The organism is Streptococcus sp. NLN64, from assembly GCF_015831295.1.
Classification (GTDB): domain Bacteria; phylum Bacillota; class Bacilli; order Lactobacillales; family Streptococcaceae; genus Streptococcus.
The window spans coordinates 1-24,498 of record NZ_JADXDQ010000008.1 but is presented as its reverse complement, the minus strand read 5'-3'; the positions used below and the strand labels follow the sequence as shown (position 1 = coordinate 24,498).

Annotated in this window: 21 protein-coding genes; 6 read left to right on the top strand and 15 right to left on the bottom strand. The window is 41.3% G+C overall.

What is annotated here, in order from left to right; translation table 11 throughout:
- Positions 1-6 precede the first annotated feature (6 nt).
- The 5 genes from mutL to malQ form a co-directional block, all read right to left on the bottom strand.
- Positions 7-1,908, bottom strand: a complete 1,902-nt coding sequence (gene mutL, locus I2503_RS02230) for a DNA mismatch repair endonuclease MutL (protein WP_196966873.1) — start codon at positions 1,906-1,908, stop codon at positions 7-9.
- Positions 1,909-1,980: 72 nt separating this feature from the next.
- Complete coding sequence (locus tag I2503_RS02225; RefSeq protein ID WP_196966872.1) at positions 1,981-2,478, bottom strand: DUF6287 domain-containing protein; 498 nt, start codon at positions 2,476-2,478, stop codon at positions 1,981-1,983.
- A 120-nt stretch (positions 2,479-2,598) separates the two neighbouring features.
- Entirely contained in the window at positions 2,599-4,866 is a 2,268-nt protein-coding gene (locus tag I2503_RS02220) for a glycogen/starch/alpha-glucan phosphorylase (RefSeq protein ID WP_196966871.1), read from the bottom strand.
- A 35-nt stretch (positions 4,867-4,901) separates the two neighbouring features.
- Positions 4,902-6,008 carry a sn-glycerol-3-phosphate ABC transporter ATP-binding protein UgpC gene (gene ugpC / locus I2503_RS02215; RefSeq protein ID WP_196966870.1) on the bottom strand — a complete coding sequence of 369 codons (1,107 nt, stop codon included), beginning with the start codon at positions 6,006-6,008 and terminating at the stop codon, positions 4,902-4,904.
- 20 nt (positions 6,009-6,028) lie between these two features.
- Positions 6,029-7,537: a 4-alpha-glucanotransferase gene (gene malQ / locus I2503_RS02210; RefSeq protein WP_196090970.1), complete on the bottom strand. Its 1,509-nt coding sequence runs from the start codon at positions 7,535-7,537 to the stop codon at positions 6,029-6,031.
- A 320-nt stretch (positions 7,538-7,857) separates the two neighbouring features.
- Here malQ and I2503_RS02205 point away from each other — a divergent pair, with 320 nt between their 5' ends.
- From I2503_RS02205 to I2503_RS02185, 5 genes are all read left to right on the top strand, one after another.
- Positions 7,858-9,111 carry an extracellular solute-binding protein gene (locus tag I2503_RS02205; RefSeq protein WP_196090969.1) on the top strand — a complete coding sequence of 418 codons (1,254 nt, stop codon included), beginning with the start codon at positions 7,858-7,860 and terminating at the stop codon, positions 9,109-9,111.
- Positions 9,112-9,439: 328 nt separating this feature from the next.
- Positions 9,440-10,732 carry a sugar ABC transporter permease gene (locus tag I2503_RS02200; RefSeq protein ID WP_196090968.1) on the top strand — a complete coding sequence of 431 codons (1,293 nt, stop codon included), beginning with the start codon at positions 9,440-9,442 and terminating at the stop codon, positions 10,730-10,732.
- On the top strand, positions 10,732-11,574 hold the full coding sequence (locus I2503_RS02195) for a sugar ABC transporter permease (RefSeq protein ID WP_196090967.1): 843 nt from the start codon (positions 10,732-10,734) through the stop codon (positions 11,572-11,574). The genes I2503_RS02200 and I2503_RS02195 overlap by 1 nt, the downstream gene beginning before the upstream one ends.
- Positions 11,575-11,614: 40 nt before the next feature.
- Positions 11,615-12,415 (top strand): hypothetical protein, encoded by an 801-nt coding sequence (locus tag I2503_RS02190; RefSeq protein WP_196090966.1) that lies wholly within the window; start codon positions 11,615-11,617, stop codon positions 12,413-12,415.
- 2 nt (positions 12,416-12,417) lie between these two features.
- Positions 12,418-13,404 (top strand): LacI family DNA-binding transcriptional regulator, encoded by a 987-nt coding sequence (locus I2503_RS02185; protein ID WP_196966869.1) that lies wholly within the window; start codon positions 12,418-12,420, stop codon positions 13,402-13,404.
- 245 nt (positions 13,405-13,649) lie between these two features.
- On the opposite strand, the gene I2503_RS02180 is transcribed toward I2503_RS02185, so the two are convergent.
- Entirely contained in the window at positions 13,650-16,073 is a 2,424-nt protein-coding gene (locus tag I2503_RS02180) for a YhgE/Pip domain-containing protein (protein WP_196090964.1), read from the bottom strand.
- Between the two features lie 87 nt (positions 16,074-16,160).
- Here I2503_RS02180 and I2503_RS02175 point away from each other — a divergent pair, with 87 nt between their 5' ends.
- Positions 16,161-16,709 (top strand): TetR-like C-terminal domain-containing protein, encoded by a 549-nt coding sequence (locus tag I2503_RS02175; protein ID WP_196090963.1) that lies wholly within the window; start codon positions 16,161-16,163, stop codon positions 16,707-16,709.
- Between the two features lie 55 nt (positions 16,710-16,764).
- Here the strand turns inward: I2503_RS02175 and I2503_RS02170 are convergent, their stop codons facing one another.
- The 9 genes from I2503_RS02170 to I2503_RS02130 all read right to left on the bottom strand — a co-directional run.
- Positions 16,765-16,920, bottom strand: coding sequence for a hypothetical protein (locus I2503_RS02170; protein WP_196090962.1), 156 nt, complete (start codon positions 16,918-16,920; stop codon positions 16,765-16,767).
- A 9-nt stretch (positions 16,921-16,929) separates the two neighbouring features.
- A complete protein-coding gene (locus I2503_RS02165; protein WP_196090961.1) occupies positions 16,930-17,220 on the bottom strand; it encodes a hypothetical protein in 291 nt (96 codons plus the stop codon).
- Between the two features lie 66 nt (positions 17,221-17,286).
- Positions 17,287-17,583, bottom strand: a complete 297-nt coding sequence (locus tag I2503_RS02160) for a DUF4298 domain-containing protein (RefSeq protein ID WP_196090960.1) — start codon at positions 17,581-17,583, stop codon at positions 17,287-17,289.
- A gap of 443 nt (positions 17,584-18,026) precedes the next feature.
- Positions 18,027-18,638 carry a 30S ribosomal protein S4 gene (rpsD, locus tag I2503_RS02155; protein ID WP_196966868.1) on the bottom strand — a complete coding sequence of 204 codons (612 nt, stop codon included), beginning with the start codon at positions 18,636-18,638 and terminating at the stop codon, positions 18,027-18,029.
- 187 nt (positions 18,639-18,825) lie between these two features.
- Complete coding sequence (locus I2503_RS02150) at positions 18,826-20,046, bottom strand: transporter (protein WP_196966867.1); 1,221 nt, start codon at positions 20,044-20,046, stop codon at positions 18,826-18,828.
- Positions 20,037-21,977, bottom strand: coding sequence for a kinase (locus tag I2503_RS02145; protein WP_196090944.1), 1,941 nt, complete (start codon positions 21,975-21,977; stop codon positions 20,037-20,039). The genes I2503_RS02150 and I2503_RS02145 overlap by 10 nt, the downstream gene beginning before the upstream one ends.
- A gap of 2 nt (positions 21,978-21,979) precedes the next feature.
- On the bottom strand, positions 21,980-22,147 hold the full coding sequence (locus I2503_RS02140) for a hypothetical protein (protein WP_196966866.1): 168 nt from the start codon (positions 22,145-22,147) through the stop codon (positions 21,980-21,982).
- Between the two features lie 545 nt (positions 22,148-22,692).
- Positions 22,693-23,547 carry an Rgg/GadR/MutR family transcriptional regulator gene (locus tag I2503_RS02135; protein WP_196090943.1) on the bottom strand — a complete coding sequence of 285 codons (855 nt, stop codon included), beginning with the start codon at positions 23,545-23,547 and terminating at the stop codon, positions 22,693-22,695.
- Between the two features lie 598 nt (positions 23,548-24,145).
- Positions 24,146-24,498: transposase (locus tag I2503_RS02130; protein WP_196966865.1), on the bottom strand; the 353-nt coding region annotated here is incomplete at its 5' end.

Genomic DNA, 24,498 nt, shown 5'->3' with positions numbered 1-24,498 from the left:
TACTTTCTATTCGTATTTACCAAATTCTCGAAGACTCTTATGATTCTCCTGGATGCGCCGGAACATCTTCTCCATATCTCTATTCGTAAAATGAACTAAAACTGGCCGCCCATGAGGACAATTATAAGGATTTTGACAGAGTCTTAATTGATAGAGAAGATGGCGGGCGGAATGTTCATCCAAGGCATGGTTGGCCTTAATTGATCGTTTACAGCTCATCATAATCGCTAATTCAGCTCGATACTTATGGATAGAGACTTCCTTGGTCATCAAGAGCATATCACACATCTCATAAACACCAGCTTCAATTTCCTCTTCCTTGAACCAAATCGGGTGCTCCCGCAAAATAAACTGATTGTTTCCGTAATCAGATAAATGAACACCAACTTCCGCGAGGACCGGTAGCTGCTCCTTAATACGAAGGGCATCTCCCGCTGAAAATTCAAAAATATAAGGTACCAGCAATTGTTGTTGATCACCAGAAACCTCTCCGATGGATTGGCGATATTCTTCGTATTTAACCCTTTCCTGGGCTGCGTGTTGGTCCACAATATAGAGACCTTCTTTCCCCTGGGCAAACAAATAAGTCCCATGCATTTGGCCAAAGTATTCTAGTTGGGGAAAGGTTGCTGTCTCCTCTCCTTCTAGTTTCCCATATGCCTTTTCTAGACTGGCTAAATCCAATTCAGGATGGTCTAAATCACCATAATCAGCTTCCTGTCTTTGGGCAAAGTGAACAGAGTTAGATGCCGGAGGCGCTTCCTCCACTACTACTCCAGGGGTTGAACCTTGAGCCTCTTCTTGGGAAGGGACTTGGAAATAGATAGGATTTTCTTCCAAAACCAGGCTGGTTTGTACCGGTTTATTTACTTTCTGAACCGCTGATTTGGCTAAATTTTCCAAGGCATCGGGAATCAGATCCTGCTCTTTTAGGGCCTCTTGAATAGCCTGGCGAATCAAATCCATCACTTCTTTTTCTTTTGACAAACGCAATTCTTGCTTGGTCGGATGGACATTCACATCGGCAAGGAAGGGATCCAATTCAATATCCAAAACAACGAGAGGGAAACGGCCAACCATGAGCTTGCTGCCGTAACCTTCAAGTATAGCCCGATTCAGCAGGAAGTTCTTGATATAACGACCATTAACGAGCAGGGTGATGTAAGAACGGTTGGCACGGGTCAATTCCGGTAAACTCACATAACCATGAACGGAAATATCCAAGTCGTGAGCCTCCACTTCAACCATCTTCCGTGCAGTTGTCAAGCCATAAATAGCTGCTAAAACCTGACGTAAATCTCCTTGTCCACTTGTTTGAAGCAGCTGCTTATCTTCATGAATGAGCGTAAATGAGATGCTTGGATGGGCTAGACTTAGACGGTTGACCACATCCACAACATGAGAAAGCTCCGACTGGGGACTGCGCATATACTTGAGACGAGCTGGGGTGTTGTAAAACAGATCCGCCACTCGAACGGTCGTTCCTTGAGCACGGCTAATGGTCTCTTCTTCCAAAATCTCACCAGCCTGTGTCACCAATCGTTGCCCCTTATGAGCACCAGCCTCCTGGCTTTCCAGGGTCAAGCGACTGACGGAAGCGATAGAAGGTAGAGCCTCCCCACGGAAACCTAAAGTCCGAATCCGAAATAAATCAGCCTGACGTTTAATTTTACTGGTTGCATGACGTTTAAGGGCCAAAGATAATTCTCCGAAAGCAATTCCTCGACCATCATCACGAATCTCAATGAGTTTAAGTCCAGCCTCCTGTAAGCGGATTTCAATAGACTGGCTGCCAGCATCAATGGCATTTTCTAAGAGTTCCTTGACCACACTGCTGGGGCGCTCAACCACTTCTCCAGCAGCAATTTGGTTAGCCAGGACTTCTGGTAATTCAAGAATTTCTGTCACAATAAATCCTCTTTCTAGATAGCAAGAAAGAGGCGGGATTGTGGGATCCAGCCTCTTTAACCATAGGAAAAATTAGTGTGCTCGCGTAAAGGCATGCTTGGCTGCCTCCGCGCTTGTTCCAATAACCAGACTGTCGACAGTAGCGACTTGGTCATGAAAGGGCAGTTTTTGCCCTGCTGGAACAATGGTGAGGGCAGAGGAGGCCCCACCAATCTTATAGTGGTCAGATACCAGGGTACCCTCGTTCTCCTCTAGTCCATTAAAAATAGAGGCATCGAAGCGATCACTACTGCCATCCGGCTCGATACGAAGAGCCTCCCCCTTATCATTGACCCAAGTACCGACTAATGTGGAATAGTCCCCAGCTAAAATCCCCTGAGTATCAATTGTGGACTCTTGGATTTGAGTTGAGCTGGTTGTTTCGCTTGAAGAGGAAGCCTTCGAACTACTGGAGACCTCTTGTTTTACACTGGTAGAAGAACTCTCTTTCGACTCCGATGCAGACTTAGCACCACAAGCGGCTAAAATAATAGTGAAACTGGCAAACAGTAGAAACAATCGTGTTCGCATGTGGGACCTCCTGGTAGACTTTCTATTACTATTTTAACCCTTGCCCTGCTATTTGTAAAGGCAGAGTCCTGTTTTGAAAAAGGTTTGAAAACGTCGTTTTCAAACCTTTTGCTTTTTCAGTTATTTAGTTGGCTCCAAATGCCATACTTGCTCATTGTATTGAGCGATAGTACGGTCAGATGAGAAGAATCCTGCCATGGCAATGTTAACCAAGACTTTATCCAACCAGCTATCACGGTCTTCGTAAGCTGCCAAGGTTGCTTCCTTCACTTGGATGTATTCTTCCAAATCAAGAAGGGTCATGAACCAGTCTTTGTTCATCAACTCATTATGGAGGCGTTCCAAGCGTTCTGGATGTCCAGTTGCACGCATTTGATCGCTAACAATGAAGTCTACCAATGGGCGGATAGCTTCTTTTTCGTAGTAGTGGTAAGAATCGTAGCCGTGTGTTTCGTATAGATTGATAACAGTTTGGCTATCTTGTCCAAAGATGAAGATGTTGTCGTCGCCAACCAATTCATGGATTTCCACATTCGCACCGTCTGATGTTCCCAAGGTAAGGGCACCGTTCAACATGAATTTCATGTTACCAGTTCCGGATGCCTCTTTCGAAGCAAGGGAGATTTGTTCTGAGATATCAGTCGCAGGAATCAAATAACTTGCTTCTGTAACGTTGTAGTTCTCAACCATAACCACTTGCAAGTGTGGTGCCACTTCTGGATCATTTTTAATAATTTCAGAAAGGGTCATGATCATATGAATGATGTCTTGGGCAATCGTATAGGCAGGTGCTGCTTTTCCACCGAAGAGCATCGTTACTGGGCGAGCAGGAATATTTCCAGCCTTAATGTCCAAGTACTTGTACACGACATAAAGAGCATTCATTTGTTGACGTTTGTACTCATGAAGGCGTTTAATTTGGGTATCAAAGATGGCGTTGGTATTCAATTCAACCCCTTGTTTTTCCCTCAAGTGTTTTGCCAATTTCTCTTTGTTTTCACGTTTGATCACTTCCAAACGTTCTTTAACGGCAGCACGGTTTTCTACATCCAAAAGACCTTGCAAGAGCTCTGCATTATGGTGCCAGTCACGACCAATTTCTTGGTCAATCAATTTAGTCAATTCTGGGTTAACGTGCATCAACCAACGACGGAAAGTAATACCGTTTGTTTTGTTGTTGAATTTTTCTGGGTACAACTTGTAGAAGTTATTCAACTCAGTATCTTTCAAGATATTTGTATGAAGAGCTGCTACCCCGTTAACAGAGTATCCGTAATGGATGTCCATATGAGCCATGTGCACACGATTATTTTCATCAATGATGGCTACAGATGCATCTTTGTAGTTCGCTTTTACATCTGCATCCAATTGTTTGATGATTGGAACAAGGTGTGGAACTACTTCTTCAAGGAACTCCAACGGCCATTTTTCCAAAGCTTCTGCAAGAATCGTGTGGTTTGTATAAGCAGTCATGCGTTTCACAATGGCTACAGCATCTGTGAAGCTAAGTCCACGTTCTTGCAAAAGGCGAATCATTTCTGGGATTACCAAGGATGGGTGAGTATCATTGATTTGAATCACAGCATAGTCTGGAAGATCATACAAGTTGCTTCCTTTTTCAACCGCTTCATCCAAAATCAACTGAGCTGCATTGCTAACCATGAAGTATTGTTGGAAAATACGGAGTAATTCACCTTGGCGGTTCGAATCATCTGGATACAAGAAGAGGGTCAAGTTTTTCAAGATATCCGTCTTATCAAACTGGATGCCATCATGAATGATAGCGCCGTCAACTGTATCTAAATCGAAGAGACGCAAACGGTTTTTCTTACCAGTTTTATATCCTGGCACATCGATATCGTACAGCGTTGAACGAAGACTGAAGTGAGCAAATGGCACATCATAGGTACGTTCTGAACGGATTAACCAGTTTTGCTCTTCCAACCAGTGGTTTGGAATCGTTGTTTGCTCATTGTTTTTCAAGACTTGTTGGAAAAGACCGTAATGGTAGTTCAAACCAACACCGTCTCCGTTCAAGTTAAGAGTAGCAATTGAATCTAGGAAGCAGGCTGCCAAACGTCCTAATCCTCCGTTACCCAAAGATGGCTCCAATTCAACATCTTCCACCTCTGCCAAACTCTTACCTACAACAGCTAAGTCTTCCTTCACTGACTCATACAAGCCAAGGTTGATCAAGTTATTGGACAAGAGTTTTCCGATAAGGAATTCTGCAGAGATGTAATAGAGTTTTTTCTTTGCATCGTTGTAGGGCAACTCAGCACTGTATTCTTTGGTATAGTTCAACAAGGCTACATAAATCTCTTCATTTGAACAATCCGCCAAGTTTTTCTGCTGAACTTGACTCATATAGTCTCTAAAATTAAGCATGATGATTTCTATCTCCTAAAAAATATAATTTCTATTTATGAATGTAAAATATTTTCTTCACTTTCCCGGTCAAAGAAATGGGCCCGGTTCATATCAAAGGCCAAGGTCATTTCTTGCCCCATGTGCACATCTTGTCGACTGTGAACAATAGCCTTGAGAGTAGTCTCACCCAGATGTGTGTGGACAATGTACTCCGCTCCCAAAAGCTCCGCAAAATCAACCTCTGCCTTGTATTGGGATTGAGGATAAGTTTCCAACACCAGTGGGTCATTGGAAATATTTTCCGGACGAATTCCCAAAGTTACTTCTTTTCCGTCATACCCTTTGGTCTTCAACTGTGCATACTGCCCTTGCGCCAATTTGAAATCAGTCCCATCCTCGGAAATAAAATGGTCTCCCTGAATCCGCCCCTGGATGAAGTTCATGGTCGGAGCTCCAACGAAACCAGCCACGAACAAGTTGCGTGGATTTTCATAAATTTCTTTTGGAGTTCCGATTTGTTGAACCTCACCAATGTTCATCACGACAATCCGATCTGCCATGGTCATGGCTTCGGTTTGGTCGTGCGTTACGTAGATGGTTGTCGCACCTAAGCGTTGCGTGATGCGGATAATTTCTGCCCGCATGTCTCCGCGCAATTTGGCATCCAAGTTAGACAAGGGCTCATCCATCAAGAAGACTTTGGGAGCGCGGACGATAGCCCGTCCCAAAGCAACCCGTTGCCGTTGCCCACCAGACAAAGCTTTAGGTAAACGGTCTAGCAGATGACTGAGTCCTAAAATTTCCGCAGCCTCTTCCACCTTTTTCTTGATTTCCTCTTTTGATTCTTTGCGCAAATTCAAAGCAAAGGCCATATTTTCAAAAACGGTCATGTGTGGATAAAGGGCATAGGATTGGAAAACCATAGCGATATCACGATCTTTAGGTTCCACATCGTTTACCAGTTCTTGATCGATGTAAAATTCACCTTGGGTAATATCTTCTAGACCTGCAATCATCCGCAAGGTCGTTGATTTTCCACACCCAGATGGACCAACTAGAGCGATAAACTCTTTGTCAGCCACCTCCAGGTTAAAATCCTTCACGGCTTCATATCCATTATCATAACGTTTGTAAATGTTTTTAAGGGATAAAGTTGCCATAGGAATTGTCCCTACCTTTCTTACTTAGACAGGTTCTCGTTAGAACGACGATAAGTCACAGTGAGGTAGGTCAACAAATCTTCTACCTCTTGGTTTAGTTGTTCTTCTGTCATCCGCCATACCCAGTTTCCACCAAGTGTGGATGGGGTATTCATTCGGGCATCGCTACCTAAGCCAAGAAGATCTTGCATAGTCGCAATCGCCATAAAGCTGACAGATGCATAGACGGTCCGCAACATCGCTGCCGGTACAGACTCATCAGGTCGTTTATTGGTGTAGAGTTCCATAAAACGACGAGTGGCTTCGTCCGCCTCATTTTCATACCAGCCAAGAACTGTCTCATTGTCATGGGTACCTGTATACATAACAGAGTTATTCTTAGCATGGTGCGGCATATCTTGGCTATCACCGTCTGGATCAAAGGCAAATTCCAAAATCTTCATTCCTGGGAAGCCAGTTTTCTCGCGGAAGTCATAGACTTCTTGGGTCATATAGCCAAGATCTTCGGCGATGATATTTAAATCACCCAATTCTTCTTTGACTGTCTTGAAGAGGTCGTAGTCTGGACCCTTGACCCAACGACCACCGATAGCATTTTCTGCACCAGCAGGCACTTCCCAGTAGGACTCAAATCCACGGAAATGGTCAATCCGGACAACGTCATAGACCTTAAAGCTTTCTTCCAAACGTTTGATCCACCATGCATAGTTATCAGCTTTCATAGCATCCCAATCATAGATTGGATTACCCCAGAGCTGACCTTCAGCCGTAAAGGCATCAGGTGGAACTCCGGCAACCCATGATGGACGGCCTTCTTCATCTGTTTTGAAGTAATGAGGTTGAGACCACATTTCAGAAGAGTCAGCTGCCACATAAATTGGCATATCTCCAACAATCTCAACGTGATTCTCATTGGCATAGCCTTTAAGAGCTAACCATTGTTTAAAGAAGAAGTATTGAGTGACACGGTGGTAATTCAAAGCAGGAGCAAGTTTTTCCCGATACTCTGCAATTGCACGTGGTTCGCGACTTTTAGCAGCTTCATCTGGCCAATCCAACCATGATTTTTGCTGGAAGTGTTCTTTAATAGCCATGTATTCCGCAAACGTATCCAACCAACTAGCGGAGTCCACTAAGAAATGTTGATACTCTGGGTTATAACCCCGGGCCATAAAGTTCGCCACTGCCTTCTCTAGCAATGGCCGACGGTTATAGAATAATTTCTCGTAATCCACTGTAGAAGGATCATCACCGAAGTCCACTCCCTCCAAGTCGGCTTCCATCAGCAAACCTTCCTTGATGAGGATATCAAAATCAATAAAATGAGTATTTCCAGCGAATGCTGAAAATGATTGGTAAGGAGAATCTCCGTAACTAGTTGTTCCTAATGGAAGAATCTGCCAGTAGCGCTGTTTTGTACGGACCAAGAAGTCCACAAAGTCATAAGCTGCTTGGCCAAAGGATCCAATCCCGTACTTCCCTGGAAGGGAAGAAATGTGCATCAAGACACCACTTTGACGTTGCTTCATAAGTATACCTCGCCTGTTTTTTTCAATCACGTTACGCAAGCACTTTGCGAAAACGTTTGCATCGCCATTATATCCCTTTTGACTCACAAAAGCAAGATGAATTTGGATAATTTTTCCACTTTCATTTTTTCTTGAAAATTTCTTGAAAAAATCACTTGGGTTTTGCTCGGAAATCCCTTTATATAAAGAAGATTTCCCTTGTTTTATTTTATCATAAAAATTTTTTCTACACCGCTTGCAACCGCTTGCAATTTTTGATATAATTTTTTTGTCAAGAGAAAACGTTTGCTCTAATGAGCTAGATAAAGGAGACACTCATCATGAAGAAGAGAATTCTTAAAACGACCGCCCTTCTTTCAACGATTGCTTTTGCAGGGGTTTTGGTAGCCTGCAGTAATGGTTCACAAAATTCTGACTCCGGTAGTAAAGAACTAACGGTTTATGTTGAAGAACAATACAAACCTTACATCGAAGAAGCTGCTCAGGCTTTTGAAAAAGAAAGCGGAACAAAAATCAACATCAAGACTGGAGATCAATTGACTGGCTTGGATAATCTTTCCTTGGATAACCAATCTGGTGATGTTGTGGATGTTATGATGGCGCCATACGACCGTGTCGGAAGCCTTGGTAACGATGGCCAACTAGCAGAAGTTGAATTGGCTGAAGAAAGCATGACTGACGACACAACCAAAAAATTGGTAACAGCTGCCGATGGTCATGTTTATGGAGCTCCTGCTGTTATCGAAACGTTGGTCCTCTACTATAACAAGGATTTAATCCAAGAAGCTCCTAAGACTTTCGAAGAAGTTGAAAAATTAGCCGAAGATCCAGCCTACAACTTTGAAGGAGAAGAAGGTAAAAACACGGCCTTCCTTGCTGACTGGGTAAACTTCTACTATGCATACGGACTTCTAGGTGGTAACGGTGGTTATGTCTTTGGTAAGGATGGTACAGATGCCAAAGATATCGGTCTTGCTAACGACGGTTCTATCAAAGGTCTAGAATATGCGAAAACTTGGTATGAAAAATGGCCTAAAGGGATGCAAGACCAAAAAGGTGCTGCCAACTTGATTGAGTCTCAATTCCAAGAAAAGAAAACAGCTACTGTGATTGATGGGCCTTGGAAGGCTGCTGCTTATAAGGATGCAGGCATCAACTACGGTGTAGCAACAATCCCAACTCTTCCAGGTGGAGCCAACTACGAAGCATTTGCAGGCGGTAAAGCTTGGGTTATCCCTGTAGCTTCTAAGAACATCGATGGCGCTCAAGAATTCCTAAACTTCTTGACTTCAACCGATCAACAAAAAGCTTTCTATGACAAGAACCATGAAGTTCCTGCAAATACTGAAGCTCGTAAATATGCTGTAGATAGCAAAGATGAGTTGGCAAATGCCGTTGTGAAACAGTTCGACTCTGCTCAACCAATGCCAAGTATTTCTGAAATGTCTACTGTTTGGGATCCAGCAGCAACAATGCTTTTTGAAGCTGTAAGTGGTAAAAAAGCCCCTAAAGCTGCTGCTGACGATGCTGTAAAACTCATCAAAGATAGCATTGATCAAAAATTCGGAGAGTAGCCCATCTCTCTATACCGGGTGATAAGAGACAAATTTCTCAGAACCCTTAACTGTTAGTGAGAGCAGGCTGGGACTCTAAAGTCTTGGCCTCTCTATTATTTTAGAACTTACTTCTATAGGGTTCAGTCGAAGTATGTTCACGAACTAAAATAGGGAAAGTTGAGATATAGTCTTTTAGTTTGCTTTTAGTACAAGGCAGCGAGTCGCAGGCAGTACTAAAGTACGGCAAGACGAGCTAACACAGTAACAAAAGATAAACTAAAAGAGTATAACAATCCCAACACTACTCTTTATCCCCAGACAATCCTATCTCTACGAGGACTGATTTATGGAACAACAAAACGCAAAAAAAGCACTTCTTTTATCCCTTATTCCTGGACTGGGGCAGATTTACAATCGCCAGAAAGTTAAGGGAGGAATTTTCTTAGGGATAACACTCTTATTCTTAATTTATTTCTTTACAACAGCGCTATTCCAATTGCAAGGCTTGGTGACACTTGGATCCATGAGGGGCCGAGATAATTCCCTCTTCCTCTTAATTCAGGGAACCTTCCACTTGATTTTTGTCATTGCCTATCTGGTCTTTTATGGCTTTAATCTATGGGATGCTCACAAGACTGCCAATCGCTGGAATCAAGGACTACCTGTCGCTACAAGCTGGCAGGAAATGAGTCACTCCATTTATGAGAATGGATTCCCTTATTTACTAATTGTCCCTTCTTATGTGGCTATGATTTTCGCCATTGTTTTCCCGGTTTTGGTAACCATTTTGATTGCCTTTACCAATTATGATTTCAAGCATTTGCCTCCGGCTAAACTATTGGAATGGGTCGGCTTGACTAACTTCATGAACATTTGGCAACTGTCTACCTTCCGCTCAGCATTTGGTTCTGTTTTAAGCTGGACCATTATCTGGGCCTTGGCAGCTACTACCCTGCAAATCATCATTGGGATCTTTACTGCTATTATCTCTAATCAACCTTTTATCAAAGGGAAACGAATTTTTGGGGTTATTTTCCTCCTTCCTTGGGCAGTTCCAGCCTTCATTACAATCATGACCTTCTCCAACATGTTTAATGATTCCATTGGAGCAATCAATACCCAAGTTATCCCTGCCATTTCCAAGGTCATCCCCTTCTTAGACGGCGTCCTTATTCCTTGGAAGACGGATCCTTTCTGGAGCAAGGTAGCTCTCATTATGATGCAAGGTTGGCTAGGTTTCCCTTATATTTATGTCCTTACTCTAGGTATCCTACAATCCATTCCAAATGACTTATATGAGGCAGCCTACATTGATGGGGCGAATAGCTGGCAAAAATTCACCAAGATTACTTTCCCAATGATTTTGGCAGTTGCTGCTCCAACCTTGATTAGTCAATACACCTTCAACTTCAATAACTTCTCCATTATCTACCTCTTCAATGAAGGAGGTCCCGGAAGTGTTGGGGGAGGTGCTGGTTCTACTGACATCTTGATTTCCTGGATTTACCGACTTACCACTGGTACTGCTCCGCAATATTCCATGGCGGCGGCTGTGACCCTTATTATCTCCATCATCGTCATCGGTATCTCCATGATTGCCTTCAAGAAACTTCACGCTTTTGATATGGAGGATGTATAATGCAACGTTCCATCACCTTTAAAAGACGCCTCAATCAAGGGTTGACCTACCTTTACTTGGGCCTCCTATCATTGATTATTTTGTACCCTTTGGCTATCACCATCTCCTCAGCCTTCAAATCTGGGAACGTGGTTGCCTTTAAATTGGACAGCAACATTCAGCTTTCCTTAGATAACTTTAGCGGTCTCTTTACCGACACCCTCTTTGGAACTTGGTACACCAATACTTTAATCATTGCTGTCTTGACAATGTTGATTCAAACCTCTATTGTTGTATTAGCTGGTTATGCGTATAGCCGTTACAACTTTATTGCCCGTAAACAAAGTTTGGTCTTCTTCCTCATCATTCAAATGGTACCGACCATTGCAGCCCTCACAGCCTTCTTTGTTATGGCCTTGATGCTCAATGCTCTAAACCAAAGCTGGTTCCTCATCTTCCTCTATGTTGGTGGTGGCATCCCAATGAATGCTTGGTTGATGAAAGGCTACTTTGATACAGTCCCTATTTCTTTGGATGAGTCCGCCAAGATTGATGGTGCTGGACACTTCCGCCGTTTCTGGCAGATTGTCCTCCCCCTTGTTCGTCCTATGGTTGCAGTTCAAGCACTTTGGGCCTTTATGGGACCTTTTGGAGACTACATTCTCTCCAGTTTCCTTTTACGGGAAAAAGAATATTATACAGTGGCTGTTGGTCTCCGTACCTTCGTCAGCGATCCTAAGAATCTAAAAATCTCCTTCTTCGCTGCCGGGGCCGTGTTAACGGCGTTGCCAATCTGTATCCTCTTCTTCTTCCTACAAAAGAACTTTGTTTCTGGTTTAACTAGCGGTGGTGACAAGGGATAAGCTTGTCCCACCTTTTTCGCCACTTAGAAAGGACACAACCTTGCCCTACCCCTTTAGCTATTTCCAAAATCTCTTCCCTTTTCGCCGAGCCTTTGAGCAACGGAGACTCCTCAGCTGGCCTCAGCTGCTCTTTACCTGGATCTTCCTATTAGCTCTTACCTGTATTCCTGTCTGTTGGACAAGTTTGCAACGGACTTCCTATCCCTTGGAGCAGCTGGTCCCTCAAGCCTATCGTGTCTTTGACCAAGAACAGGTGGAGAAAATAGCTGCTACTGGAATCACGTTTAACCAGGGACGAGCTCAAATTTCTCAGAAAACCTCCTGGCAGGTTGGAGAAGATTGGATTGTCATTGGGGAAGAGGCTCCACAGAGTCCAGATTTTGTCTGGGAATTCCGGGAAGACGATGTACGATTGTTCCAATCCAATCAGGAGATTGCTCGCCTTTCTTATGATAAACTAGAAACCAAAGATTTAAGCAGCCCGAATACTTGGACACAGGCCCTAAATCAATCTTGGTTTGAGAGCAATCGCTTGGTCATCAGTCTTTTTGTCCTAGCACTTTCTTGGGGACTGCTTAGTCTAAACTTCTTACTGCTAACCTTAGGGAGTGCTGCACTCCTATACTTGGTCAGCAAATCGCGTTTTAACTCGCTTCAGGGCTTTAAAGAAGCCTTTCACATCATTCTCTATTCCCTAGGAATTCCAACGCTGGTGACCTGCTTACTAGGCTTACTTGGCCTAGATCTGGCCACCTCCGTTTTGGTTCAAAACAGTCTCTTCTTACTTACCCTCGCTTTGGTTTTTTACCAAACACAATTCCGTGATCATCAAGGAGAATAATTATGCGCGTCACCATTAAAGATGTTGCGGAACGGGCTGGGGTTTCCCCTTCAACCGTCACGCGCGTCATTCAGGATAAACCAACAATCAGTCAGGCGACCAAGGAACGGGTGCGCCGAATCATGAAAGAATTGGACTACCATCCCAACCTCAATGCTCGGAGCTTGGTTAGTAGTGAAACCAAGGTACTTGGCTTAGTCCTACCGGACGATTCAGATGCTTTCTACCAAAACTCCTTTTTCCCAACTGTACTGCGGGGAATTAGCCAAATTAGTTCCGAATACCAATATGCCATCTTATTGTCTACAGGCAGAACGGAAACCGAGCGCCTAGAATCCATTTCCCAAATGGTTCGAGGGCGACGAGTTGATGGGTTGATCTTTCTGTATGCGAAGCCTCAAGATCCCTTGGTTCAATTCGTTCGCGAACAGCATTTTCCCTTCCTCATTTTAGGAAAATCGACAGATCCCTTTACTTCCCTGGTGGACAATGACAACCGACAAGCAGGGGCTGATGCCACTCACTTCCTTCTGAGCAAAGGCTACAAACGCATTGCCTTTTTAGCGGGAAGTATGGATTATTTTGTTAACCAAGATCGCTTTCAAGGTTATCAAGATGCTTTGGAAGAAAAGGGGGTGGAGATGGATAAGAAGCTCCTCTACTTCGCCAAAGATCTCCTCTTTCACGAGGGCTACCAGGTGATGGAAGATATGCTGGAAAAACAAATTCCCTTAGACGCCATCATTGTGACCGATAGCCTCTTGGCAGAAGGGGTGGCCAGCTATCTACAAGACCATCAGCTCCACCTTCCTTGCCTCAGCTTCACTTCTCTAGCTCCTACCTACGATGTGACAGCCTATATCGATATCCAAGCCTTGGAACTAGGTCAAGAGTGTGTGGAAACCCTGCTCCAAATTATTCAAGACCATAAAAAAGACCAACAAACAGCCTATCAAAAAATTGTTGACCACAACCTACTCGAAAAATAAGGTCAAACCAAAAATTTTTCACAAAGAAAATAGCATAGAATCACATAACAGAAACGTTGATTCTATGCTATTTTTATGTATTCTAATTGTAATACTCATTGGATTTCAAAATCTGACTTTGTCAAGCCTCTTTGATGAACTTTACTTCATCAGCTTTCCTCATCATTTTTTTGAAATCCCGCTAGTATTCCGATTTTGAAATTAGTTAAGTATAAGTAGTTGACTTGTCTCCCAGTCCCTGAACTTTACTCCTGCTTGTCAGGTCTGTAAATCAAATACCCGACAAGAATAGAGAGTCCCAAGGTCATGCTGAGGAAGGCTACTTGACTTCCAATTTGACCAGTCATCGAAATCGTCTCTCGAAGGGCAGAGACGGAGTAAGACATAGGTAACCAAGGATGAAGGGTCTCAAAAAAGGAATTAGAGAGTTGAATTGGGTAGGTTCCTGCGCTGGCTCCCAATTGTAGCAGTAATAGAATCAGGGCCAAGAAGGCTCCAACCTTATTGTCCAAGGTCACCAATGTCGTAACTAAGGCCATAAAGGCTGCACTGGTGAGTAAGATAACACCTAGCGTTGCCATTTCATGATTAGCCGTTAGGCCAATTAAGTGAATTCCGGCATAAACCAGCAGCCCCGCTACTAGAGCAATAATTCCATTCACTTCCAAGCGAGCTTTCAACCAAGACCAACGAGTGGAAGGTTGTCTACCAGAAGGGAGTGTTTGGAAAATGGTGTTGGTCGCAATAGCTGCAACGAAGAGAGCGACAGAAACCATGTAAGGGGCCATCCCAACTCCGTTTACCTCCACTTGATCCTGTTCCGTTTTCTCCAAAGCAATTGGTTCAGATAAGGTATTCGCATTGCTTTCTTCTACATTAGCCTTTTGTAGTTGTTGATTGGCATTGTCCAAGCCAATTTGAAGACTAACCAAGCCATCAACTAGAGATGTCATCCCTGTTCCAAGTTGACCGCCCCCTTGAGCAAGTGCTTGAGAGCCATCTTGTAATTGACTAGCTCCTGAAGCCAACTGTCCGGCACCATCTAGGAGAGCTCCAGAATTAGCATCCAATTGACTAGCGCCATCTTGCAATTGGGCAACACCTGACTGCAATTGACCGGAATTTTCATTCAAGGTACGAGCTCCTTGGGCCAATTCTGAAACACCGGAGGTATAGGCGGAAACTCCACCGACCAGACCATCCGCTCCCGTTTCAAGCTGTCCTTGTAGTTGGCCCAAACCGGCTGCTACAGCGGAAGAACCCTGTGCCAAGGTCTGTGTTGCAGCTTGTAATTGACCGAATTGGCCAATACCTGTCTGAAGTGTTTGAAGGTCTGTCAAGGCTTGATCAACTAATGGAGCTAGGTCTTGCCCCAGAGCTGCACCATTTTGATCAAGTACAGCGGAGAGAGCTTGCACAGCTCCCAATAAAGCCTGTAATTGGCTCGTATCTGTTATTGAAGTTGATCCACCAGCTGGCAAAGCGGCTAGAATTTCAGCCTGATCTGCCGCATCTAATTTTTGGAAGGCTGCTGTTGCCGACACAGCACCCGCAGCATCGATACTCGTTGACGTTCCAGACCCTCCTGCCGCAATCAAGGCCGACAGATCCGCTTCTAGTTGACTCAACCCTGCTTTAAGCCCAGCCGTCGGATCTTGTCCTTGACCTAATTTACTTTGAAGGTTGGTTAAAAGAGAAACAGCTTGGTTGATGGTCTCGGTCTGTTCTGGAGAAATGGTAATCCCAGCCAATTGGTCAGCTAATTGCCCCATTCCAGTGGCTACCTGGTTTGACCCGTCAACCAGAGCAGTCAGATCACCACCACGCGCCGCATCCTGAAGGGCCTGCACACCAGCTTGCAATTCCGCAGAGGCCGCATCCAATTGGTCAGCTCCAGCAGAAAGCTGAGCGACACCACCTGTATACTGATTCACACCCGTTGCTAGCTGACCAACACCACCAGCTAATTGACTGACCCCAGTTGTATATTGTCCCAAACCTGCGGCCAACTGATTAGCGCCATCTGAAAAAAGAAGGGTAGAGCTTGCCAAGCGTTGCAAACCAGCATTGAGTTGGTCTGTTCCGGCCTGGAGTTGTTTTCCTCCATCTGCCAACTGACCACTTCCAGCACTAGCCGTTCCCATTCCTGATTGGAGTTCTTTCATACTACTGAAGAGGGTAGAAGTATAGTTATTAATAATATTTTTTTGAACCGATTGCTTGAGCACACTCATTGCTGAATCACTCATTTTTCCTGCAACAAATCCATGTCCACTAGAGGTTTTATACTGGATTTTCATTTGCTGAGGGTCTGTAGTCATGATGGAAGCAGCCTTTTGGGAAAGATCCTCTGGCAGTTCCACGACCATGTAATAATCCCCATTTTCCAAGCCCTTATCAGCTACTTGTTGATCGACGACATGGAAATCTAGAGCTTTCCCCTTCTCCATATTTTCAACCATCTGATCCCCAATAGCTAAGGTTTTACCGTTCAGAACCGTTGATTGATCCTTATTGACAACCGCCACCGGCAGATCAGACAATTTTCCATAAGGATCCCACATGGAACTAAGAAAGATGACATTATATAAGAAAGGAATCAGAGAGACTCCTAACATCACAACAATAAATTTAGGTCGTTTAAAAATGGCTTTCCATTCTTTAAACATGACTCAACCTCCATTTTTGCACACAGTGTCTATTTTTGATATACTAGATTATACCACTTCAAATTTTAAATGCAAGGAAAGAAATCCATGGAAAGCAATAAAAGACAAAAAACAAAAAAGGTCCTAGAAAATGCGATGGTAAGGCTCCTTTCAGAACAACCTTTTGACCAAATTACGACGGTCAAACTGACCCAGGAAGCGGACATTAGCCGGTCTAGTTTCTATACCCACTATAAAGACAAATTCGATATGATTGACCATTATCAAGATCGTCTCTTCCATACCTTAGACTATATTTTTGATAAACACGTTGGGCATCTGGAGGCTACCATTACAGAAATATTTGATTTTCTTAAAAGAGAACCCCTTCTCGCTGCCCTTCTCTCAGAGAATGGAACACAAGAAATTCAACAATTCATCCGGAAACGTCTCCAAGTACTCTTAGAAAATGAATGGCAGGGCCGCTACAGTCGCAAACTTTTTCAAGATAAGGAAAAGAAATATGCAGCCATCTACCTTTCTAACGCCTTCCTAGGTGTTTACCAGCTTTGGATCGCCCAAGGGAAGAAGGAAAGCCCTCAAACCATGGCACGATTTTTAATGAAAATGTTGAAATTCAGTGGAATCGAGGAATAAGATCTCTATAAAAGGACTAGTAGCTACAACTACTAGTCCTTTTATAGTCTTCTACTCAAGAATGCCCATGTTTACGGGAATACTCGTCTGCTGCTCCTGCGATAGCCCCAAACACAAAGGGAATCGTAATCAGAGCTGCACCCACTACTAAGGGATTTACAACTCCACCTTCCAAGGCCTGTAAGTCGGTTTGATTTAGTTGTCTCTTCATGGGGACCTCCTATGGAATCATTGCATTAACAAGGCTACGACCAAAATCACGTCCCGTTTTGTAAATCATCGCCCATGTTTTGCCAATTGCACTACCTGCTTCGCTAATATAACCAGCTCCCCCAGTAATGGATTGCAAATCCACTACATCAATGACCTGACCACCAGCACAAGTCGGAACTGGTCCCAAAGGTCCGCTTGGGTATGGGTAAGGAAAACCTGGAACCAGAACCTTACCTGGACACCAGCTTTGACTACCTCCCTGGATAGTCGTTGTCTCTACCTGTTGAATCGTTGCCATCTTTTTATCCTCACTTTCTTTCTTTTTTGGGGCCCTCATCTTTTAATTCGAAAGAAAGAAAAAAAATTAACGATTCCGATACATACGATGGCTCAATTCTAAAAGGTCGGCAATCAACTCATCATGGTCTTGAATAAGATTGTAAAGACGATCTTGACTCAGAACACCGCATTTATAGTCAGCAGGCAATTCTTCCTGAAGCTGCCACCAGTCTTCGCTAGCATAATACTCTCGGAGTAGGATGTAGTCTTGGTAGACCTTCTGAAAAGCCTCTAACTCCTCGTTAAAGGCTTCAAAACGAGGAAGAAGACGTTCATAACGTTCCTCCATTTCCTGCAGCTGTGTGAGCTTTAAATCTTCCATAGACGACCTTTCTTATGTGAACTTTGTCTTGTAGTAGAGTTAGATCTGAAGAGAGACTTTTCTAAATTTAAAACAGGGTTAGTTTGTCACCTCTCACTTCATTATACCACCTCGCTGGCTTTTGATAGGTATAAAAAAGATAAGCGTCCGCACACCTATGGGTGACTCGAAGGCTTATCGTCTTCATTCAGTATATCCGATTCTAGCAGAACAAACACTTAATGCTAACCTAAAAAACACCCCACCACCTCCAGAGAAAACCTGCTTCATGGGCGTTAGTCCGCTTCCGCTTTCAGCATATATAATTTATCAGAGTAATCAAACTCCTAAAAACAGGAAATCTGTGGAACAAGTTCACAAAAGGGGCAATACATTCCCTTCATTCTATTTTCAATAAAAGAAAAAGCCCGTAAAATCGGACTTTCTCCATAATAAGCTTAAAATTAAAGCATTTTGTTGTAGAATTCAACGACAAGAGCTTCGTTGATTTCTGGGTTGATTTCATCACGCTCTGGTAGACGAGTCAATGAACCTTCCAATTTTTCTGCATCGAAAGATACGAATGCTGGACGTCCAAGAGTTGATTCAACTGCTTCCAAGATTGCTGGAACTTTAGCTGATTTTTCACGAACTGAGATTACTTGACCAACTTCAACGCGGTAGCTTGGGATGTCAACACGTTTACCATCAACAAGGATGTGACCGTGGTTAACGAATTGACGAGCTTGACGACGAGTTGAAGCCAAACCTAGACGGTAAACAACGTTGTCCAAACGACGCTCCAGAAGAAGCATGAAGTTGAAACCAAGGATTCCGCCTTTGATTTTTGTAGCTTGTACGAACAAGTTACGGAATTGTTTTTCACCAACTCCGTACATGAAACGAAGTTTTTGTTTTTCAGCCAATTGCAAACCGTATTCTGAAAGTTTGCTACGATTGTTTGGTCCGTGTTGTCCTGGTACGTAGTTACGACGTGCAAGCTCTTTACCAGTTCCTGATAGAGACAAGCCAAGACGACGAGATTTTTTCCATGCTGGTCCTGTATAACGTGACATATAAATGTCCTCCTCTAAAATAATGTTTGAGGAAATAGTCACTTGAAAAATCCTGATTCGTGCAGGAAACCTTCGCCCAAACAGCAAGGGTTACTTACTGGGACTTCCTGTTGACGAGCTTCATATTTTTCTGCTGCTATTTCACACGTCCTCTATTGTAGCATACCAAGGCTCCCCTGTAAAGTTTTTATTTTTTGAAAGAAAAGAAAAAGATAACTACGGCCGCTAAGCTAAAACATATCCAGGTCAAAGCGCTACTATAGACCGCCAGCGTTGAGAAAAAAAATGTACCGATAGGAAGAGACAGAGTGAAAAGAAGTCCAATAAAGTGATCACTTTGCGCCAAAGTCTCAGAAGGAAGATGCTCCATCATCAAGGCATCTAATTTGGGAGTGAGCTTACCCATGAGATAGGCCGCCCCGAATAGGAAAGGGAAACCAAGCCATATCGCTAGCCCCAAAACATTCAATAATCCAATTACAATAAAAAGACTTGCATTAAATTGTAAAATAAAAGAAAACTCCTGTTTTGAAAAAAAGTCATGGGGTGTTAGACTCCCGATGATAGCCCCTAAAAGAAGAATGAACTCCATCACTAAAAGCGACTCTCCATAGGTTAAATTGAATAGAGTATGCTCCATGAAGTAAAAATGATAAATACTGCTAACAGAGCCACCTAGTGCGTTTAAAATCAATATAGACAGGAGTAGATAAGCAAAGTTACTTGTACTATGCTTTCTAAATATATCTTCCATTTGCTTATACATTTCCCCAAACTGTTGGAAAAGAGACTGCTTCTTACTATTAGAAATAACGGTTTGATGTGTTAGTTTTTCTTTATTTCTCCAAAGAAGAAGGGAAGAAAGGGCGAAACTCATAGCATTGATAAAGGCAACAAAGGTAAAATTATTATCAGAGAGTGTTAGTAAATAGATACCTAATCCTTGTCCAAGAATATTGGCCAGATAGGTCGAAAATTGAGCAAAGGAATATGCCTCAAATAAATCTTCTTTAGCAAGATTATATTGCATGATAGGCAAGCGAAGACCTGCAATGTAGTCGCTAATTAGATCACTCAAAAAATTGAGGATACAAACCACAGAAAAAACAAGAAAGGTTTTGTTCCCAATCATTACAGCAATCAAGGTAAAAAGACCCGCTTGAACCCAACCTAAATTAATCATCCATTTAGCTTTTTGTCGCGTCTCATCGGCCTTTACTCCAACCCAAAATGTAAAGATAGTCGGGACTATAGCAGTCATATTTGCGAGAAAGACAGCCCAATTGGCTTCAGGGAGTGTAGTTGCATAAATTACAAAAACCAAATTATACAAATACGAACCTATTGAGTTCAGTAGGCGTGATGCTGTAATCACACGGTAAAAGCTATGCCTAAAAACTAAATGCACGCGGTATCCTCCTTCCTAATTTCTGAATATTGATGAGCCACAAACAGATACTCTGACTGCAATTCCTCGTCACTTTTTGCCAAAATGCCACTACTAATAATCAATTCTCTAGCGGTATAAAGATAGGCGTCTTTCTTTGTGTAGGTATACAATTCTAGTAGCACTTGAGCTATGCCCAACATCCCATACAAAAAGCTTCCTGACTGAGCATATTCCATATTCAAAGTTTTTGACAATTGAATAATCTCATCATAATATTTCTCAAAATCAATATACATCAGACCTAAAATAATTCCAGCTGTTCCATTGAATAGATATGGTGATACGCTCACATCTGAGATCCTCACTCCTTTCAGATGATTATCCACGGTTACTAAATTATCCAACACCGACGTGATACACCTATCTATAACTACTTGATCGTAGTCTATTGATTTCAGATAAACGAGTAATCCCATAACACCATCCAAACCAAGTCTTTTTTCTTGAGTTAACACTGAGTAGAATCTTTTTTTATCCTGTAGGACTTCCTTGTAGTTTGAGAATCTTTCCTCCTGAAGTTGAACAAATTCTAAAAGGTCAAATCCTAGGTGAGATGTGTTGCATTCCGAAATATGAATCAGCTGTTTCGTATTTGAGCGTTTCAGGGCATAAATACGATTCTGAATTAAATACAAAGCTGTTTCTATATCTGGATTTTCACCTAGTAAATATTGAATCAATTCATCAATGTTCGTATGTATTTTTTTTTGTAATAATAAATTGTTTACTTCAGGTAGTCGATTTCTTTCGTCCGTCAACTGCAATCTTCCTAATAAATAAAGTAGGGTATTGCCAACCTTATAACAATCTGCTATCTTCCCATTAAGTCTGTTCCAATTCTTCAAAGACACATCTGAATAAATACCAGTATGAGGCTTTGTTCCATCAATATATGAATTTTCAAAATCAATAAAATGAACTTCCTTATGATTGTCTACAATGAAATTGCTTGGATGAATATCGTGTAGAATCACACCTTGTTTGTGAAAATGATAGACAGTTTGAATAATTTTGGTAAATATAGTGAGAAGTTGCTTAAAATGATTCAAATTTTTATCTACGTTAGACGAAAAATAAGAAAAGAGATTTAGATTATCACAGAATGTTACAAGATCCTCTCCGTCTATATATTCATAAATATAGTAATAGTTGAGCCACTCTTTCACTTTTTCAATTTTTCTAACTGAAGACCTAAAATTTTCAAGTATATTCCACTCATTCTCTCTCAACATTTTCTTCTGTATTTCTTCAAAAACATGGATGTAGGGTCTACTTTCCTTTATAACAACATTTTTTCCATTATCCATTCGTTTAGCTTTATATACGTTTCCACCATTACTCTGCTTTATTAAATTTTCTATTTCATAGGTATTACCTAAATAAGATGGTTTAAAAACTTGCTTTTCTTGTAAATCTTCAATCCAATTAGGTAATTCAAAATAGGTTCTTTGGAAATCCTGCCATATTTTTCCATCAGAACAGATTAAAGTCGGAAGACCATTTATGAGCTTGTCTTTATCAACCTTGATACAGCCGTACCGGTAAAACAAAATATTCGAATCATAATAATTCCGATCACTAAGTATATAAACACCTTCTATATTTGAAGGAAGGAGATCATAGAGTTCATTTAAAATCTCTATACAATGATTTCTGTTCTCAGGGTATATTGTAATTAATTTTCCAGATTCAGAAGGAGATTCCTCAGTCGATAAATTAAATAAAACATCTTCTTTATCTTTTATATATTTAAAGGAAATATCCCTATCTATTAAAAATGGAATAGTCCTTCTATAAATTTCCCTATAGTTTTCCCAAGTACCTGAAATATGGATTTTAAAGCCAAATTCTGGCAGAAGATACTTTGAACTATCGTAATAAGTAAACATTTTTATTCTCCATCCTCTAATACAAGAATATTCGGATATTTTTCTGGATGTTTTCGAATCTTCTCTACTTTTTTTTCAATAAAGCGTTCAAACCTCGCTTCAAATGATGTTGTTTTGGAGTATTCCTTTGAATTAAATTCACAATACTTGGTAAAAGTTGGCTTCCTCATATTATTCTCCCTAACAAAATATTTCTTCTAAATTTAAAATTAGAGTAAAATGAACACTTTTAATTCAATCAAAGTGTTCATTTCCTTCTCTATTATTCTAATCAACCAATCTTACATCTATATGTAAGAACTAGAATTTGTGATTGAGCTTGTAATTTATTTGCATCACGAACAAATTGTGTCATCTGTTTTACCTCCTTTATGTATTAAAAAGATTATAAATTTTTATTCCAATATTTATAAAAATTGGAATATTTTCTTATCCCTTACTTGAGAAAAATAAAAAAAGAGCTAACCTACCTCCATTCTTAACAGAGATGCCAACTCTTTTTATTAGTATCTAATAAAATATATTCAGACTCCTTAAACACGTCCTTGATCGCTAGCATATTCGTTTATCTAGAATGTTCGTGAGCACTCTCGGCCCTGTAAAACAATCCCCACTAGATTCCCTATTCATCCATAGGAACTATCGTGAATATCCCGAATTTAAATTAAATGAGTATAGCTTACCAAAATCAACGATTGTCATTTATTCAAATATCTCAAATGAAGTTTTCGAGAATTGAGGCATAATATTTTGCACTTTCACTACAATCTAAGATGTTTAAAATTTCAACAGCTTCTTCCATCTTCTTAAGACCTATAGCTTCATTTCCTTTTATCCTATCATGGGCCCCATCTGCAAATCTATATACAATTCGAAGATAAGTTTCATTTTCTTCAAAAAAATTTTTTCGAATCTGTTGATCAAAGTACGCTGCCTTAACTAATTGCTTAGAATCAATCGCTTTAAAAAGTCCATTTAAAAGTATGGTTTGGACATAGTTTCTATTTTTAGGCATAGCACCTAAGTAGTCCACTTTTTGCAACATCTCACGACAATATTGATAATACAGATCTAATGGTAGGAGAGGGGCTATGTCCGAAAATAAACGCAATTCAAACTCTCCCCAAATATCAATGAAAAACAAGTAATCATACAATACTTCAAGATCTAAATTGGTAACTTCAAATTCTGGATCTAATATAACAAAATGAGCTTTAATAACGAGAGCATTTAACAGGTATTTTTGATCTTCTTCCATTCGATAATTCAGAAGTTCTAATTCGTACAGAGTTTGCAATTGAGACATGTCTCTAGACTCTATTGCTTTCCATATTTTGTCTTGAAGTTCATTATAAGGGGTCTGTTTAAAGCCATTAACAAGAAAGGTAAATTCATCTAATTCTGTATGAATATTTTCAAGGGCAGTTAAAAGTTTCGATATAGTCAAATCAGATTCCCCTTTTTCAAATTTACTTAACATCGAATAGGAAAATTCCCCACCCGTAGCATCTTTTAAAGAAATCTTTCGACTTTGTCTTAGCTCCCTAAAAACTTCACCCATATAATTCATATTACATCTCCTTGATTGTTTCAGTAGGATCACATTATCACTATATATTTTTAAGTCAGAAATTGTCAAGAAGTATAATAGATTACGACTTAGGAGTCATGTATACTCTTTTATACTCATTGGATTTTGAAATCTGACTTTGTCAAGCCTCTTTGATGAACTTTAGTTCTATCTTCATCGGCTTTCCTCGTCATTTTTTTGAAATCCCGCTAGTATTCTGATTTTGAAATCAGTTAAGTATTAGTTTGTCTTTTATTACTGTGTTAACTCGTCTTGCCGTACTTCACTGAAACTTTCTTCAAAAGTTTTTCTACCATTTGTCAACCAATTTTTTAAAAATAGGGCAATTTATTTGGCATAGTGATGCCTGCTAAGCCTAGTTGTAAAGCTAAGAGAAGAGGATTTGGTGTCAAGGCCTTGAGCATAAGCGTGCCTTTACACTCAATCCCTCTTCTCTTATAATGGGCTTGCTTACAGGCATTTTTGTAGTAATTTTATTCCTAAAATGGAGCGAACCGACTAAAAAGTGTACACTGAAACAGCACCTTGACTTTCCATTTTTTTCGAAAGGTGCTACAATGGTATGGCATAAGTTTCTTTACCGACTTTTTGCGATATTGTAGTCGTAAAGCTTATTATGCGTTATTAGGTAATGTATCGTCCGTATTAGCCGATGCATGGAGGCAATCGCATGTGGTTTCGTAGAACCCTTTGGCGATTGTCTTTTTCTTTTCTCATAAAAATCCGCAATATGACAGGGGTTAGTACGACTAGCTGAAGCGATATTGTGAATACACTTGAAGAGAATTTTGCGGGCATAGGGATTCCCACGTTTTGTAATGTGTTCTCTAGCTAGATAGTTCCCTGATTCATAATGTCTGAGATCAATGCCAATAAAGGCGTTAATCTGATTCGGTGTTTTAAAACGACGAATATCGCCAAGTTCACCAA